This window comes from Rhizobium sp. 01T417 (assembly GCF_056398905.1).
Genome location: NZ_JBFTQH010000003.1, coordinates 291413 through 307872, shown reverse-complemented (window position 1 = coordinate 307872; position 16460 = coordinate 291413). Strand labels below are relative to the sequence as shown.

Genomic DNA, 16460 nt, shown 5'->3' with positions numbered 1-16460 from the left:
GCATTGGCGATGATGCGCCATTGGTTAGATAGCTTCGATGGCTTTTGCCTCGCGGGCCATGAAGTCACAGAATAACCTTACGCGCAGCGGCACCGTGCGGCCAAACGCGTGCAGCGCGTTGAATGGAAGCTTGGGAAACCCCATCCCCGATGCGACGGCGACAAGCGCACCGGATTCTAGTTCTTTGGCGACCAGGCATCGCAGAACATAGGCGGCCCCCAACCCGCCGAGCGCAGCTTGAATGAGCGCCGCTCCCGAGTCGCAATCCACGCGCCCTGACGGAGTAAAGCTCTTCCCATCCGCCAGGGGCAAAGGCTGTATCACGCCGCCCGGCGCATATCGGGCAAAAGGCATCGATGCCAGGGCTTCGTCGCTGGTGGGATTGCCCCAGGCTTCAAGAAAAGCCGGAGATGCGACGATCGCCATCCGCAGGTCGGCGAGATGGCGCACGATCAGATCACCCTCCAAGGGTCTACCTGCACGCAGCACGACGTCATAGTCCTCCCTGATCAGATCGACAAACCGATCCGTGAGACCGATATCGAGATGAAGGTTCGGATGGTCGGCGGCAAAGCTCGAAAAGAGACGCGGGAGCAGAAGAGGCGCCAGTTCGCTCGGCATGCTGATGCGCAAGCGGCCCGACGGCGAGGCATCGGACCTGATCGCCTCGTCACTCGAATCCAGATCCCGCAATAGCGGCGCAACGCGGTCGAAGAAAACCTGACCGTCCTGGGTCAGCGTGAGGGCACGGGTGGAGCGCAGGAATAGGCGCGCGCCGATCTTCTTTTCCAGCCGCGCCACGCTCTTCGACACCGCGGACGGCGTCGTGGCCAGGTCACGCGCGGCGGCGCTGAACGAGCCAGCCTCCACGGTCCGTACGAAAGCCATCAATCCCGACGTCTCGTTCAGCAGGTTTGCCACTTGCACCTCCGCGGCACAGATCATGTGCCCGCCCATGATCTAATGACGCCGGGAGGCAACGTCTATCTCATCTCTTGTTGAAAAGGAGATAAGCAATGCAACACCTTAAAGACAAGGTCGCCATCATCACCGGCGGCAATAGCGGCATCGGCAAAGCGATCGCACAGCTCTTCGCGGAAGAGGGAGCGCAGGTCATCATCACTGGCCGGAGGCAGGATGTCGTCGATCGGGCCGTGCAGGACATCGGCCATTCAGCCGTTGGTTTCGTGGGCGATGTTGCCGACCTCGAAGATCACCGCAAGTTGGCAGATATCGTGAACAGGAGCTTCGGCGGAATCGACATCTACGTGGCCAATGCCGGTGTTATCAACCTTACCGCGTCTGCCGATGTCACGCCCGAAGACTATGACCGGCACTTCGCCATCAATACGCGCGGCGTATTCTTCGGCGTGCAGACAATCTCGCCGCTGATCCACGACGGCGGCAGCATCATCGTGACGAGCTCGCTCGCGGCCACGAAGATCCTGCGAAATCATACGGTCTATGCCGGGTCGAAGGCCGCCGTCGCCGCCTTTGCCAGGAACTGGGCGATCGAATTCAAGTCGCGGCGGATCCGCGTCAACATCCTGAGCCCGGGGCCGGTCGAGACCGAAATCCTCGGCAAGCTCGGCGTATCGGAAGCAGAGCGCCCGGCATTCGAAGACTACATGGCCTCCCTTATTCCGGCAGGCCGGCTGGGGCGGACGGAGGAGCTGGCGCGCGCCGCACTGTTTCTCGCATCCGATGCAGGAAGCTTCGTCAATGGGATCGAGCTTCACGTCGACGGCGGCATGACCCTGGCTTGAAAGGATTGGAAAAATGCAAAAGCCACACACAACCCCGAGATCATCGCCTTCACCAACCGCCTGGCGGAGGCAGCAACTGTCGGATGGAAGAGATGGAGGATCTCGCATCCGTGCCGTTCTTTACAAATCGCTTATATCGAACCATTGTAAAGCGTATGTCGTCGCGCGATTTGTCGCACGAGCCGAACCTCTTCGGAACTATAGTTCTCCAACCTATTTTTCTGGCAAGTATCACTATTGACATAGCTACAAATACACTTGCCACCTCCCACATCACTAAGCGACACCATGTTCCTTGGCTGAAGCAGGGAAATTCCCCATTCCGTTAGGCAAGCTTTGAAACCCTCGCGCGAATGGCGATGCGGTAGTGTCTCTCAACCGTCAATTCCGGCGGGAGGAAGAGGAGAGATACAATGAAAATCAAGGGCCTAGTAATTGCAACCGTGTTTGCTCTTTCGTCGATCTCCGGCGTATTCGCTGCGGATAATGAAGCCATCACGGATCAAACCGGTTGGGGCAACAGCGCCGGCACGTTCCAGAGTGGCTTCCGTAACTTCAGCGGCACCGGCCAAGTCGGCATTCGAAACAGCTCGACGACCATTCAACATGGCGCATTCAATGAATCCGGCACGGCCCAATTCGGTCGCCGCAATGACTCGCTTACCGTACAACAGGGCCTAGGAAACGTCTCTGGTACGCTGCAGTTTGGCCGCGGAAACAACTCGCAGACCTATCAGTCCGGCGTTGGCAACAACTCTGTGACCATCCAGCATTAGTCGAGTATCCTTGAAGGTCAGCGGCGGTGCCGCTGACCTCTTTTGCTCTGGAGTCCCACAATGATTGCTGCCCTGCCACCCGTTCACTGCATCATCGAGCATCATGAGAAAGGGGGCGCCATGACCCTCGTCCCGACGATCGAAAGCGACGGCCGTGGCCAAGGTAGCTATCAGTTCGAGATTTTCTCGAATTCCAATGGTAACACCTCAAGCAACGTTCAAGGCGGCGATTTCCAGAAGGATGACCCGGGACGGCTCGCGCTTTCGCGGTCAACGGTCTCCGTGTCGCCAAACGGATGGAGCGCCCGCCTGACTGTCTATGGTCCGAATGGCGAGAAGCTCTGCGTGGTGTCGGTGCCGTGACATTTATGCACCGTCGGTGCGATCTTCCCCGCACGCAAAACGGCCGCTAATTGATTGTACACTAAATTATAATAGTAATAGACCTCGGTGCTTCGCGTCGGCGTGTGTTAGCGGCTATCTTGGGGTGACGAGGGAATGGGGATCTGCCTGGCTGTTCGGACGCACAAGCTGCCTGCTGTCCTCGCTGTGGCCTTGGCAAACCTTGCAACTACGACATCCATTGCGGCTGCGGATGACACCAAGCCTGCGCCCGTAGCGCAGAACGAGGAAACTGCACTAACCTTGCAGATCGGGGCCGGCATCAACTGGCTGAGCTTGCCAAGCTGGGGCTCGCGTCGACCCGATTTCTTCGGAAGCGGGGACAGCAGGGTCGTTGACGACGGCCTTAGCCTTGGCATCGACCTGGATTTGCCGCTCGGCCAGATAGGATCGCAGCCGCTAGTCCTGGAGTGGAACGGCAGCATCTCGGACCTTTCTTCCAATTCCACGGACCGTACGAGCCTTTCCGGGCAAAATTCCCTGAACCTGGTCTATGGTAATTCCGCAAACGGCAACATCAGCACGCTATTCGCGTCACCTGCCGGCACCCTACCAGCGGTTGCAACGGTTGATGTTACAGTCAACGACAGCGCAGGCGGGACAGTCGGCACACTTATTTCAAGCTCCTCACCGGTGGGCGGACGTGTGACTCAGTTTGCCTCGAATAGCGCGATAACCGGCGGCACCTTTGCCGCGCTCCTCACGAACGGCGATACACAAAGCGCCGCGGCCTATGCTGCCTATGCCGACAACACTGGGATGACCCTTCGAGCTACCGGCGACCTCAGTAACAGCTCAATCGTCGATGAGCGCAGCGAGGACGCCACGGTCATCGATCAGACACTACTGCTTGGCGCTCCGATCGACCTTCAAGGCGGCTGGACGATTACGCCCAAGTTTGGCCCGATGTATAGGTCCATCGATCGCGACGTGGATTTTCGTCGGACGCTCCAAATTACCGCGAACTACCCGGGTGTCGTGGTTCCGCAGGTCAGCGTCGCGCAGGACGACGAACTCGATGCACGCTATGTCGGGGCGTTGGCTGAGCTCTCGGTCGCCAAGGCATTGCAGCCGGATCTCAGCGTCTCGTTCGATGCGAGATTTGGCGGGGCCTACCTGCATTCCCACTATCGAAGCCATTATTCCGCAGTTCTGCCGAGCGTATCGACGGGCGCCTTCGACTTTGTCTCCCAGACGCGCGACGACGCCAGCTTGCTTGCCGGCGTTGGCGCCGGGCTGCGCTACGCGCCCACGGAGAATCTGCAGGTCGGCCTGGACGCCGGCGTGAACTACATTAACAAGGTACCGACGATCAACTATGTCGCAGATGCGGGCGGCGTATCGCCCACGATAGGCATGAGTCATGCCATCGATTACAACGTCTCCGTCAGCGTTACCTGGCGGTTCTAAGCAGCACGATCAGCACATCGCGGAGAGCATGGAAAGGCAGTGCAGAAACTGCGTCTGCCGGTTCACGCCCACGCGTGCCATCGCGGAGGCAAGCTGATTATGGACTGTATTTTTCGAGACACCGCGTTGCCGCGCTATTTCGGATGCCGTTTCTCCCCGCAAGAGGCAATAGGCAAGATCGGCCTCCGTCGGTGTCAGGCCGAAGATTGACTTGATGGTGTCAGGCGCCAGCAGGCTGTTTCCGCCGAGCTCGCGTATCGTGAGCATGTAAACGCGCTCGTTGGTCGCAAAGACGTTCTTGAACTGCGAGCCGAGGCCGACACGCCCCGACAGCGCATCGACGCTGATGAGCCATTTAACGTTCTTCACCTTGTCCTCAACCCAGGCAACGTGTCGAACACGTCCATGCGACGACGCCATACCGATCAGCCGTGCAACCTCGTCCTGAAGTGCCGTGTCGACGAAATCGATCACGGAGTCGCTATATTCGACTAGCAGATGCGACGCTTCGACAAATTTCTCGAAGCTCCCATTCGCCAGGCGAACCTGATAGTCTTCCGTAATAATCGCAGAGGGTGCAGACGAACTGAAGAAGGCGCTCTCCATATGTGCGGATTTCTCACGCTCCAAGAGCGTGGTCTTCTGGATTGCAAAGGCCGTCTGAAAGTGCGGCAGCAATTTCATCAGCGCTTCGGCCGCTCTATCTGTTTCACTCCGACCCGGGCGATCGAAATGAAGCATCAATGCAATCCTGCGTCCGCCTTCCTTGACGAGAACGAGTATCAGAAGGCTGCCCTCGACACCAAAGCACTCGTGCACGGGCTTGTCCCATTGCGGATTGAGCTTGGCCTTCAGGTCGATCGTCAGGAACGCCCCCTGTCCCAAGGTGAGCGTCGCCGCGTGCAGTGCAGCGATCATCTGCGGATTGCAGAGCGCGGCTTTCGGGACGCCCTTTGCAAACACGCTCGCGCGCCGATCCTCCGCCCCCTTGAAGCCCACGACTGCCCCGGCGGCAGCCTTGGTGGCATTGATCAGCTCCGCTATGACCTTCTCCCATTCGGGAGGGCTTACAACGGTTTCGTAGATTAGTTGTACCAAAGGCAAGTAAGTGTCTTCACCAAAGCTATTGATCATCGGACCCACTCCAACGCTTGGCGAATTTCCAAGATTTTTAGGCCCGGCCGCGTCGTTTCAGAACGCTGCCGCTCGATATCGCCTACTGCGGCACCATTGCCGCGCATTCGCCTCATGAGTGTTTTCAGGCTACCTTGATCCCGGTCCGACCATGCGGTCGAAGGTGGTTCCCAGCCACTTGCCTGTCGGCTTCACGCCCTCAGCGGCCTCAAGAGAAGCCGATGAAAAGCCAAGGCTCTTTATGAAACATCGGATGCCTCCTCAAGATTGAGTCTTTTTGTCCTCAACTTGCTCGGCCGATGCCGATCACAAGCCAAAAGCGCTCATTTGGCCTTTCAAGCACCAAACAGCGCTGAAAATGCACGCCGTGCCGAGAATAGTCTCGCCACGTGTCCCTAAACTAGAGATTCTAAGAATAGCATGCGCTTTCTTGTTGTAAAATGTAAAATTACGCGAGTTTATTACAACAATAGGGGTATATATTATTGCAACCGATAGAGAGACTATTAACATCCGGTAATTGAACTTCAAGCCAATTGAGGTGGCAGAGGCGCCGCGCATACCGCATGTGTCGTCTTGCTTTCTTGACGCCCAACTCGCCCTAAGCGTGCGCCATCCAGATGCGACTCCCGCGCGGAAGCCGCACTCGTAACCAAACGGATAATAATTGACGCCTTCCGGTCGGCGGCCTAGAACCGGTGCTACACTCCGCGCCAGCCCGCCTAGCCGACTTGCCGGTCATTTTTTGGCACTTCGCGGAGCACCCGGAGAAGATCTCATGTCCCATACAGCTCTGCGCTCGAACCGCGCGCTCGTCGTCGCCATTATCATGCTCGCGACTTTCATGGTCGCGATCGAGGCCACGATCGTCGCGACCGCCATGCCGAAGATCGTTGGGCAGTTGGGTGGCTTTACCTATTACAGCTGGGTCTTCTCGGCTTTTCTTCTGGCCCAGTCGACGACAACCGTCATTTACGGCAAGCTTTCGGACATCTTCGGGCGCAAACCGGTGCTGATTTCGGGCATCCTGATCTTTCTCTTCGGTTCCCTACTCTGCGGGCTGGCATGGTCGATGGCTTCGCTGATCGTTTTCCGCCTGCTGCAAGGGCTTGGCGCCGGGGCTATCCAGCCGGTAACAATGACAATCATCGGCGACCTCTTCACGCTCGAGGAGCGAGGCCGCGTGCAGGGTGTCATGGCGACAGTGTGGGCCACATCGGCGGTTGTCGGGCCGCTCGCCGGGGGTGTGATCGTCGATACCATCTCCTGGGCCTGGATTTTCTGGATCAACCTGCCGATCGGAATCGTGTCGATCGCCGCTTTCTCCCTCTTCCTCAAGGAATCGGTCGCGCACAAGCAGGCGAAGATCGATTATCTCGGCGCCATCCTGTTTTCGATCGCCGTCATTGCGCTGCTCGTCATCCTGACTGAAGCCGCGGATGCCAAGGCGTGGGTATTGGCGTTGCTCGCCCTGGTGTTCGCCGTCGCCGCCGTCCTTTTCCTGCTGCAGGAGAAGCGGGCGGCCGAGCCGATCATTTCCATTGCTCTCTGGAGCCGCCGGCTGGTCGCGACCAGCAACGCCGCAACACTGCTTGCCGGCATGGCGCTGATCGGGCTTTCGACCGTATTGCCCATGTACGTCCAGGGCGTCCTCGGACGGTCGTCGATCGTCGCGGGCTTCACGTTGACGATGCTGGTCGTCGGGTGGCCACTGGCTGTGATGCTCTCCAGCCGCTTGTTCAGGGCGTTCGGCATCCGACGCACGCTACGGGTTGGAAGCCTGATGTTTCCCTTCGGTGCTTCCTTCCTGCTCTTCCTGACACCGGACAGCCACCCCGCGCTCGCGGGAGCAGGCTCGTTCTTCATGGGCTTCGGCATGGGGCTGATCAGCCTCACCAGTATCGCGCTTGTACAGGACAGTGTCGAATGGTCGATGCGCGGCAGCGCCACAGCGTCGATCATCTTCGCCCGCAGCCTCGGCAATACCCTCGGAGCAACCGTGCTCGGTGCCATTCTCAACGCCGGCATCAGCCACTATGCCGCCGGGGACGCAGCAAGCTCGCTGCATGATGTTCTGAACCAGCCAACCGGGCTTTCCGAATTGGCCGCCGATCCCGCAATCCGCACCGTCTTCGATGCCTCGCTTCACTGGACGTTCTGGGGCGTGGCGGTGGTTGCCGTTCTCACGTTCCTGTCGGCCTGGCTCATTCCTGTGGGACGCGAGCAAGGCCGGGCATCGGTGACGTCAGCCGCCACCGAAGCGTCGCACTAAACCTTCAACCTGGACCACATGTGATGCTCGAAAGAGGATCGTCAGGCCAACCTGCGCGTCATTTCTTAAGGAACCAGGTCTGTTCTCCTTCGTTTGTCTTTCAGCAGGGAAGGAGAATTGAGATGCGAAGGACCCTTATGAATTGCACTGCTGCAGCTATGGCGCTCTGTTCGTTCGTCGCTCCCGCAATGGCTGACAGCGTGTCCATAATGCGCGAACGGAGCTACGACGACGAGTAAGATCGTGTGCGTCCCGGAATTACCATCAACGAGCACGGCATCCGAGTTGGCGCGGTTCGCGATCGTGACCGCTATTATCGCGATGGCTGCTACACCAAGACCGTCAGAACGATGACCGACGATGGCGATGAGGTCACCAAGACAGTACGCCGCTGCCGATAACGTTGAATGGTGAGCAGGCCTTTCTAAGCCCCAAAATAACACGCGAAGGAATTGCCTCTATCGAGGTGAAGAGGAGGATTTTGTCGCTGACGACGCAAATGACTGCCTGCGGAACGTGCGCTCCCCTTCGCCGGTAGAGGGAGCAAAAGTCGCGCCTGATAGAAAGCAGGCGTGAAATAGGAATTAGCCCGGTTCCGGCCGGGTTTTCTCTCAAGATTGGCCTTCCGCCAGAACCTCGTCGGAGGGCGTCAGTGGAATTGATTGCAGCAGGGTCTGGCGCGCCGAGCGCAAGTGCAGACGGCAGGCGGAATCGATCGCTGCCTGATCACGAGACTCCAGCGCGGCGATATAATCCAGATGCTCATGAATGGCACGTTCGTTGCGCTCGCGAGCGAAAGCCTTGTTCCACTGGTAGTGATAGTGAAAGATGATCGCGATAGCATCGTAGAAATCGGCAATGAAGCGGTTCCGCGAAGCCGCGTGGATGAGCAGATGGAAGCGCTCGTCGAGAGTGGAGAAATCCTTGTAGCGCGTGTCGAGATCACGCAGCATCGCCTGATGATCCGCCTTGATGTCAGACAGCGCGCACCACGCGTCGCTCTCTGGCGGAAGTTTGCCGAATTCCGCCGCCGAATGCAGCTCGAACATCTCGCGCACGTCTGCGAGCTCAAGCGCAAAATCGCGTGTGAAGCCCTTGAGAATCCAGTGGCTGTTCGGCCGTTTCTCGATCAAGCCAAACCGCGAGAAGCGGATCAAGAATTCGCGGACACTCGTGGTGCCGGTACCGATCTCGCGCGCGAGCTCCAATTCGTTGATCTGCATGCCCGGTGCGGCATCATCCGACAAGATGCGCTGCATGAAGCTTCGCTCGATGATGTCGTGAAGTGAGTTGGTCTCTTCTGATGGAAAGAAATCGGCTTCGGTCGGCTGCCTGAGGACGATCTTCTGACGCTTGTTCCAACGAATAATGCCGGCATCGCTGAGCCGTGTCAGAATCGCGCGCGCAGTGCTGCGACTGATGCCGAGCTGCGCCGCTATTTCGGGCTCCGAGGGCAATGCCGCATCCGTCCGCAAAGCGGCGGCATAGCGGTTGTACGCTTCCTTGAAGACTGTATTCTGCCTTGCCATGCACACCCCGCCCTTTTGCCTCGGCAACACGGATCGGACGGCCACGAAGTTGCGGCGCGAAGCGTGGCAGAAGCTTATCTGTCAGCAATCCTTATCTTATTTTGGATTGCATGCGGCTGTTTGCCTCCCTCGTCCACAGGATGAATAATCCCGTTGACTTGAAAATGTTTATTGTAGATAAAAAACAAAATCAATGAGCATTCGCCGACGAAGCGAGTGTTTCCCCTAGGGAGAAGAATGTTGACCAAGGACCCCTGGATCATCCTGTCTGCCGGCGACAACGTTGCGGTTGCGACGGCGGCGATCCCATCCGGCGCGACGGTCGCCGGCATCCAGACCCGCGAGAAGATCGACCCCGGTCACAAGATCGCACTCGCCGATATTCCGCTTGGCCAGCCCATCATCAAATACGGGCAGGCGATCGGGCGGACGACGGCGGACGTGAAGGCCGGCGACCATATTCACAGTCACAATCTGCACTTCGAGAACGACCGTCTTGCCGCGACCGCCAACTCGGCGCCTGAGGAAGCAACTGCAGCGGATCGTGCGCGCACGTTCATGGGCTATCGTCGTGCCGACGGCCGCTCGGCGACGCGCAACTACATCGGTATCATTGCCAGCGTGAACTGTTCCACCACGGTTTGTCGGGCGATCGCCGACGAGGCCAACAAGACGATCCTGCCGCATTTCGACGGTATCGACGGTTTCGTGCCGATCGTCCATGACCAGGGTTGCGGCATGAGTTCCACAGGTGACGGCATGGCCGTGTTGCACCGGACCCTTGCCGGCTATACCAGGCATGTGAACTTCGGCGGCGTGCTGATGATCGGCCTCGGTTGCGAAGTCAACCAGCTGACACTCTACGGCCAAAGCGGCGCAGGCAATTCCAAGCGTCACTTCAACATTCAGGATGCCGGTGGCTCGCGACGCGCCGTCGAGCGCGCCATGGGAATGCTGCGCGAAATTGCGCAGGATGTCGGCAAGGAAAAGCGCGTGGCGCTGCCGATCAGCGATATCATCATCGGCCTGCAGTGCGGCGGCTCCGACGGCTTTTCCGGCATCACCGCCAACCCCGCGCTCGGCGTTGCAGCCGACCTGCTGGCAGCTGCCGGCGGCACGGCGATCCTCTCCGAAACCTCCGAGATCTACGGTGCCGAGCACCTTCTGCGCAGCCGCGCCGTCAGCGACGAGGTTGCCCGCAAGCTCGACGACAAGATCGCCTGGTGGGAGAAGTACGTGGCGATGCACGGGGCATCGCTCGACAATAATCCGTCGCCCGGCAACAAGCGTGGGGGCCTGACGACGATCCTTGAAAAATCACTCGGAGCCGTCGCCAAGGGCGGACGCTCGCCTCTGACAGCCGTCTATGGTTATGCCGAGCGCGTCAGCGCGCCAGGCCTCGTCTTCATGGACACCCCCGGTTACGACCCCGTCTCCGCAACTGGTCAGGTAGCCGGCGGCGCGAACATGATCGCCTTCACCACCGGCCGCGGCAGCTGCTTCGGCTGCCGCCCGGCGCCCTCGATCAAGCTTTCCAGCAATTCGGCTCTCTATGCCTCGATGGAAGAGGACATGGACATCGACTGCGGCACGATCGCGACAGGCGATGCGACGATCAGCGCCAAGGGCCGCGAGATCTTCGACCTGATCATCGACACGGCATCCGGCAAGAAGACGAAGAGCGAGGAATTCGGCTACGGCGACAATGAGTTTGTGCCGTGGCATTTGGGTGCGACACTCTAGATCAGACGCATATCAAGTCTTCAGGGGAGGAATAATGAAGACGAGGAGGATCGGCAGCACGGCGCTGGAGGTGACCGAAGTAAGCTTCGGCGGCGCCGCGCTCGGTGGCCTGTATCGCGCCTGCCCGCGCGAACAGGCTATGGAGACGCTTGAGGCTGCATGGGACAGCGGCATTCGCTATTTCGATGTCGCGCCGTGGTATGGCCTCGGTCTCGCCGAGCGTCGTTTCGGCGACTTCCTGCGCGACAAGCCGGAAAAGGAGTGGGTGCTCTCGACCAAAGTTGGTCGGCTGCTGCGCCCGGTGCCGACGGGAACCGTTCCCGACTATAGCTATGTCAACCCGCTCTCCTTTGATGCCGACTACGACTATTCCTACGATGGCATCATGCGCTCGGTGGAATTCAGCTATGCCCGTCTCGGACTGAACCGGATCGACATCCTCTACGTTCACGACCTTGGCGGATACACCCACGGCGCGGCGAAGAACGCTGTCCTGCAGAAGCAGTTCCTGGACACCGGCATCAAGGCGCTTGAGGAACTGAAGTCTTCCGGCGCGATCAAGGCCTTCGGCCTCGGTGTCAACGAGATTCCGGTCTGCCTCGACGTGATGCGCAATGCCGACATCGACTGCATCCTGATGGCCGGGCGCTATACGCTGCTCGACCGGTCAGCGGTTGCCGAACTGCTGCCGCTTTGCAGGAAGAAAGGCACCTCGCTCGTTGTTGGCGGCGTCTTCAATTCCGGCATCCTTGCGACGGGCCCCGTGCCCGGCTCGCATTTCGACTACATGCCGGCGACAGATGATGTCCTCGCCAAGGTCGGGGGCATGGAGAAGATCGCTACCAAACATGGCGTGTCGCTGGCTGCCCCGGCGCTCCAGTTCCCGCTCCGCGATCCGCTCGTCTCCTCGGTACTGATCGGCACGGCCAAGGCTTCGAGCCTGACACGCAACATGGAGCTTTTCGAGCCAGCCTTGCCGGACTCGATCTTCCCGGAATTCGACTCTCTGACGCTCGTCGCACCGCCGCTCGGCGAAGACGCCGTGCGTGTATAAGGACGGACCATGCTTAGAGGTATCCACCCCATCCTCAATCCCGACCTGCTGCGTGCGATCTCCCGCATGGGGCACGGCGACGATATCGTCATCGCCGACGCCAACTTTCCCTCGAGCACGATGGGTCCGGAAGTCATTCGTGCCGATGGCGTCAGCGCCACCGACATGGCCGAGGCGATCCTGACGCATTTTCCGCTCGATACGTTCGTGCCGGAAACGGCGTGGCGCATGCAAGTTGTCGGCGACCCGACCGCAGTGCCCGACGTTTGCGCCGAATTTCAGGAAATCGTTTCGAGGCGCGCCGGCGACTTCAAGATCGCATCCCTCGAACGCTTCGCCTTTTATGAGCGTGCCCGCACGGCCGCCTATATTGTCGCGACGACAGAATTCCGGCTGTACGGTAACCTGATTTTGAAGAAAGGTGTTGTTCGCCCGGACGAAGTCTATCGCGGCTGACACCACTTTAGACTGCGACTGAACGATTGGAAAAACAATTACTTGCGATAGATAAAGAAACAATGAGCGAGCCTCTTGCAGTACTTGCAATTTGACTTTCGCTCGGCTAGCTTCTCGTGGTAACTGTTTTTTATCGATAAAAATCGCCCGCCTGCGTTCAGCGGTACGGTTTCTTGGAGGAGAACGCACCTAGGAGGAGAACTACATGCGCATGAAATCCATTTTGTCGCGCCGAGCCTTCACGGCTCTCGCGGGTGCTGCCGCTATCGCCACCGCAATGCCGGTAACGTCGTTTGCAGCTGACGTGACGATTCCGATCATCGTCAAGGACACGACCTCTTTCTACTGGCAGATCGTTCTGGCCGGCGCCCGCGCTGCCGGTAAGGATCTAGGTGTCAACGTTCCGGAACTCGGCGCACAGGCCGAATCCGACATCAACGGCCAGATCAGCATTCTTGAAAACGCCGTTGCCGGTAAGCCGGCTGCAATCGTGATCTCGCCGACCGAGTTCAAGGCGCTTGGCAAACCGATCGACGAAGCTGCAAAGTCCGTTCCGATCGTCGGCATCGACTCGGCCGCCGATTCCAAGGCTTTCAAGTCGTTCCTGACGACTGACAACGTCCAGGGCGGCCGGATCGCGGCTGACGGCCTTGCTGCCGCCATTAAGGAAATGACCGGCAAGGAGGAGGGCGAAGTCGTCATCCTCACCAACCTGCCGGGCGTCGGCTCGCTCGAGCAGCGCCGTGAAGGTTTCCTGGATCAGATCAAGACGAAGCATCCCGGCCTTAAGGTCATTGCTGACAAGTACGGCGACGGCCAGGCCACGACCGGTCTCAACATGATGACCGATCTGATCACGGCTAACCCGAACCTTGTTGGCGCCTTCGCCTCGAACCTCATCTTGGGACAGGGCGTCGGCCAGGCAATCGCGGAGAACAAGCTCGGCGAAAAGATCAAGGTCATCGCTTTCGATAGCGACGACAAGACGGTCGGCTTCCTCAAGGACGGCTCGCTCGCAGGTCTCGTCGTGCAGGATCCCTACCGCATGGGCTATGACGGCGTGAAGACGGCGCTCGCCGTATCCAAGGGCGAGAAGGTCGAGGCCAACGTCGACACCGGCGCAAACCTGGTCACCAAGGCCAACATGAGCGACCCGAAGATCGACGCTCTGCTGAACCCCAAGATCAAGTAAATCACACGACGTGGCCGCGCGAGAGAAATCCCGCGCGGCCTTTCCTTCACCTGTGTTATCGTCCGCATGAGGAGCGCGGACTGCTGGTGGAGAGACGGCAATTCGCGAGGAGGAGACGCCCATGAGCCTGGAAGAGGTCAGTCATCGCCACGATGACAGCGCCACGCTGACGGAGGCAAGCCGCATTCCTGCGGGCGCCCCGATCCTCGAACTTAAAGGACTTCAAAAGAATTACGGCTACGTCCAGGCGCTGAAGCCGGCGACGATGACGTTCCTGGCCGGCGAGATACATGCGATCGTCGGCGAGAATGGGGCTGGCAAGTCGACCCTGATCAAGCTTCTGACCGGTGTGATTGCCAGAACGGCGGGCGAGATTCTCTGGTGCGGCCACCCCGTCGCCCTGGCAACGCCCAACGAAGCGATCGCGCGCGGCATCAACGCCGTCCACCAGGAAGTCGTTCTCTGCCCGCACTTGACGGTAGCGGCCAACCTCTTTCTCGGCGACGAGGTCAATCAATACGGGCTGATGCGCAAGAAAGAGATGGAGAAGATGGCGCAGGCCGTCCTCGACGATCTCGGCTTCGGACTGCCTGCCGGCGTGCCTCTCGCCGATTTGACGATCGGCCAACAACAACTCGTTGCGACTGCGCGCGCGGCCATGCGCGGCACGCAATTCCTGATCTTCGACGAGCCAACAGCCTACCTGACCCGCCAGGAATCGGCGCAGCTTTTCAAGCTGATCCGCCGCCTTCAAAGCGAAGGCGTCACGATCGTCTACATCAGTCATCGCATGGAAGAAGTGTTCGAACTCGCGGACCGCGTTTCGGTGCTGCGCGACGGCACGCATGTCGGCACACGCACCATCGGCGAGACGAATGAAGCCGAGCTGATCGCGCTGATGATCAACCGCTCGATCGAGCAGATCTATCACAAGGAAGAGATCCCGATTGGAGACACTATCCTTGACGTGCGCGGGCTTTCCGGACCGGGCTTCGAGAGCGTCTCGCTCTCGGTCAAGGCCGGCCAGATCGTGGGCCTCTATGGCCTGATCGGCGCAGGGCGCAGCGAATTCGCGCTCGGCCTGTTCGGGCGGGAAAAGACCACGGCCGGCGAGATCCACTGGATGGGCAAGAAGGTCGACATCACCAACGAGCGCACTGCAATGGAACTCGGGATCGCGCTGGCGCCGGAAAGCCGCCGCGACCAGGGACTTTGCCTCAACCTGCCGATCGGGTTGAATATCAATCTTCCGGTCTTCAAACGGCTGAGCAAGGGTCCTGTCATCAGCCACAGCGAGGAATCGCAGAATGCCGACCAACAGATCCGTGACCTGGCGATCAAGACGCCGAGCCGGCGTGTCCTGGTTTCGGCCATGTCGGGCGGGAACCAGCAGAAAGTCGTCATCGGCAAGTGGCTGAGCTACGGCGCTCGCCTCTTCATCTTCGATGAGCCGACGGTGGGCGTCGACGTCGGTACGAAGGCGGAAATCTACCGGCTGTTTGCAAAGCTTCTCAAGCAAGGCGCGGGTATCATCCTGATCTCCTCCTATCTGCCTGAGGTTTATGAGCTCGCCGACAGGCTGCACGTCTTCCGCCGCGGCCAGCTTGTTGCAAGCCACGACTTCCACGCGGCAACACATGAAGAAGTGCTCAGCGAAGCGATCGGTGTCTAAAAGAATAAGAGGGAGAGAGAACCAATGACCGTAACCCCCACCGATATCGCCGCGCCGCCGCCGCGCCGAAAAGTCAACATCCTATTTGGCCTGACCCTCATCGGTCTCCTGGCCTTCCTCTGGATCGTACTCGGCTTCGTCACAGCGAGCTTCTGGACGCCGCTGAACATTTCCAACCTGCTGCGGCAGGGCGCAATGACGGCCATTCTGGCGCTCGGCCAGACGTTCGTAATCATCACCGCGGGCATCGACCTTTCGGTCGGCGCGATCGTCGGATTCTGCACCGTTATCCTGGCTTGGCTGCTGCAAGCAGGCGTGCCGGTCTGGGCGTCCATCCTGATCACACTGCTGATCGGCGTCGGCATCGGGGTATTCCACGGCTTCGGCATCGTCAAGATGGGACTGCCGCCCTTCATTATCACGCTGGCAACGCTGACCTCGCTGCGCGGCATCGGACTTTTGATCACCAATGGTTCGACGATCAACATCGTCAACGAGCCCTTCACGAACTTTGCCCGCGCCGACTTCCTTGGCGTGCCGAGCCTGTTCTGGATGGTTATTCTTGTCGCCGTCCCGTCTTACGTCTTCCTGCACTTGAGCCGGTGGGGTCGCTATCTCTTCGCCGTCGGTTCGAACCGCGAAGCGGCCCGTCTGTCGGGTGTCCGGGTGAACGGCATCATCTATCTCGCCTATATTCTATCGGCGACATTTGCCGCCTTCGTCGGTGTTCTGCTTGCCTCCCGTATCGCGATCGGCAACGCCACACAGGCCGACGGATGGGAACTGCAGGCGATCGCTTCGTCCGTTATCGGCGGCACCAGCCTGTTCGGCGCCATCGGCTCCGTGCACGGACCGCTCATCGGCGCTTTCATTCTGGCGACCATCAACAACGGTGCGAACCTGCTGAACGTCAATTCGTTCTGGCAGCGCATCATCACCGGCCTGCTGATCATCGTCATCGTCTACTTCGACCAGCTGCGCCGCCGCCGCACGCCGTAAGCCGGCAGCGAGATAGGGAGCCGGCCCAAAGGCCGGCTTCTTCCATCTAGGGAAT

14 protein-coding genes and 1 pseudogene are annotated in these 16460 nt (G+C 59.4%); 12 read left to right on the top strand and 3 right to left on the bottom strand.

Going from position 1 to position 16460, the window contains the following annotated elements:
• Positions 1-24 precede the first annotated feature (24 nt).
• A complete protein-coding gene (locus AC1DPR_RS05345) occupies positions 25-957 on the bottom strand; it encodes a LysR family transcriptional regulator (protein ID WP_113470598.1) in 933 nt (310 codons plus the stop codon).
• A 59-nt stretch (positions 958-1016) separates the two neighbouring features.
• Between AC1DPR_RS05345 and AC1DPR_RS05340 the strand changes: the two genes are divergently transcribed.
• The 4 genes from AC1DPR_RS05340 (at position 1017) to AC1DPR_RS05325 (ending at position 4354) form a co-directional block, all read left to right on the top strand.
• A complete protein-coding gene (locus tag AC1DPR_RS05340) occupies positions 1017-1766 on the top strand; it encodes a glucose 1-dehydrogenase (RefSeq protein WP_113470597.1) in 750 nt (249 codons plus the stop codon).
• Between the two features lie 413 nt (positions 1767-2179).
• A complete protein-coding gene (locus tag AC1DPR_RS05335) occupies positions 2180-2542 on the top strand; it encodes a hypothetical protein (protein ID WP_018857653.1) in 363 nt (120 codons plus the stop codon).
• Between the two features lie 60 nt (positions 2543-2602).
• Complete coding sequence (gene csgH, locus AC1DPR_RS05330; RefSeq protein WP_018857654.1) at positions 2603-2905, top strand: curli-like amyloid fiber formation chaperone CsgH; 303 nt, start codon at positions 2603-2605, stop codon at positions 2903-2905.
• Positions 2906-3040: 135 nt separating this feature from the next.
• Entirely contained in the window at positions 3041-4354 is a 1314-nt protein-coding gene (locus AC1DPR_RS05325; RefSeq protein ID WP_018857655.1) for a hypothetical protein, read from the top strand.
• 9 nt (positions 4355-4363) lie between these two features.
• Here the strand turns inward: AC1DPR_RS05325 and AC1DPR_RS05320 are convergent, their stop codons facing one another.
• A complete protein-coding gene (locus AC1DPR_RS05320) occupies positions 4364-5488 on the bottom strand; it encodes a helix-turn-helix transcriptional regulator (protein ID WP_062373418.1) in 1125 nt (374 codons plus the stop codon).
• A 778-nt stretch (positions 5489-6266) separates the two neighbouring features.
• On the opposite strand from AC1DPR_RS05320, the gene AC1DPR_RS05315 reads away from it, so the two are divergent.
• Both AC1DPR_RS05315 and AC1DPR_RS05310 read left to right on the top strand, forming a co-directional pair.
• Positions 6267-7760, top strand: coding sequence for an MDR family MFS transporter (locus tag AC1DPR_RS05315; RefSeq protein WP_192240357.1), 1494 nt, complete (start codon positions 6267-6269; stop codon positions 7758-7760).
• 122 nt (positions 7761-7882) lie between these two features.
• Positions 7883-8161: pseudogene (locus AC1DPR_RS05310) on the top strand (hypothetical protein).
• 210 nt (positions 8162-8371) lie between these two features.
• On the opposite strand, the gene AC1DPR_RS05305 reads toward AC1DPR_RS05310, so the two are convergent.
• Positions 8372-9289 carry a GntR family transcriptional regulator gene (locus tag AC1DPR_RS05305; protein ID WP_113470595.1) on the bottom strand — a complete coding sequence of 306 codons (918 nt, stop codon included), beginning with the start codon at positions 9287-9289 and terminating at the stop codon, positions 8372-8374.
• Positions 9290-9529: 240 nt separating this feature from the next.
• Here AC1DPR_RS05305 and AC1DPR_RS05300 point away from each other — a divergent pair, with 240 nt between their 5' ends.
• From AC1DPR_RS05300 to AC1DPR_RS05275, 6 genes are all read left to right on the top strand, one after another.
• Positions 9530-11032 (top strand): UxaA family hydrolase, encoded by a 1503-nt coding sequence (locus tag AC1DPR_RS05300; RefSeq protein ID WP_025658786.1) that lies wholly within the window; start codon positions 9530-9532, stop codon positions 11030-11032.
• A gap of 34 nt (positions 11033-11066) precedes the next feature.
• On the top strand, positions 11067-12086 hold the full coding sequence (locus AC1DPR_RS05295; RefSeq protein WP_113470594.1) for an aldo/keto reductase: 1020 nt from the start codon (positions 11067-11069) through the stop codon (positions 12084-12086).
• 9 nt (positions 12087-12095) lie between these two features.
• The gene (locus AC1DPR_RS05290) at positions 12096-12542 is read left to right on the top strand and encodes an RbsD/FucU domain-containing protein (protein WP_113470593.1); all 447 of its coding nucleotides are present in this window, start codon (positions 12096-12098) and stop codon (positions 12540-12542) included.
• Between the two features lie 205 nt (positions 12543-12747).
• Entirely contained in the window at positions 12748-13734 is a 987-nt protein-coding gene (locus AC1DPR_RS05285) for an ABC transporter substrate-binding protein (RefSeq protein ID WP_018857664.1), read from the top strand.
• 121 nt (positions 13735-13855) lie between these two features.
• Positions 13856-15406 (top strand): sugar ABC transporter ATP-binding protein, encoded by a 1551-nt coding sequence (locus tag AC1DPR_RS05280; RefSeq protein ID WP_018857665.1) that lies wholly within the window; start codon positions 13856-13858, stop codon positions 15404-15406.
• Between the two features lie 24 nt (positions 15407-15430).
• The gene (locus tag AC1DPR_RS05275; RefSeq protein ID WP_018857666.1) at positions 15431-16405 is read left to right on the top strand and encodes an ABC transporter permease; all 975 of its coding nucleotides are present in this window, start codon (positions 15431-15433) and stop codon (positions 16403-16405) included.
• The last annotated feature ends 55 nt before the right edge of the window (positions 16406-16460 follow it).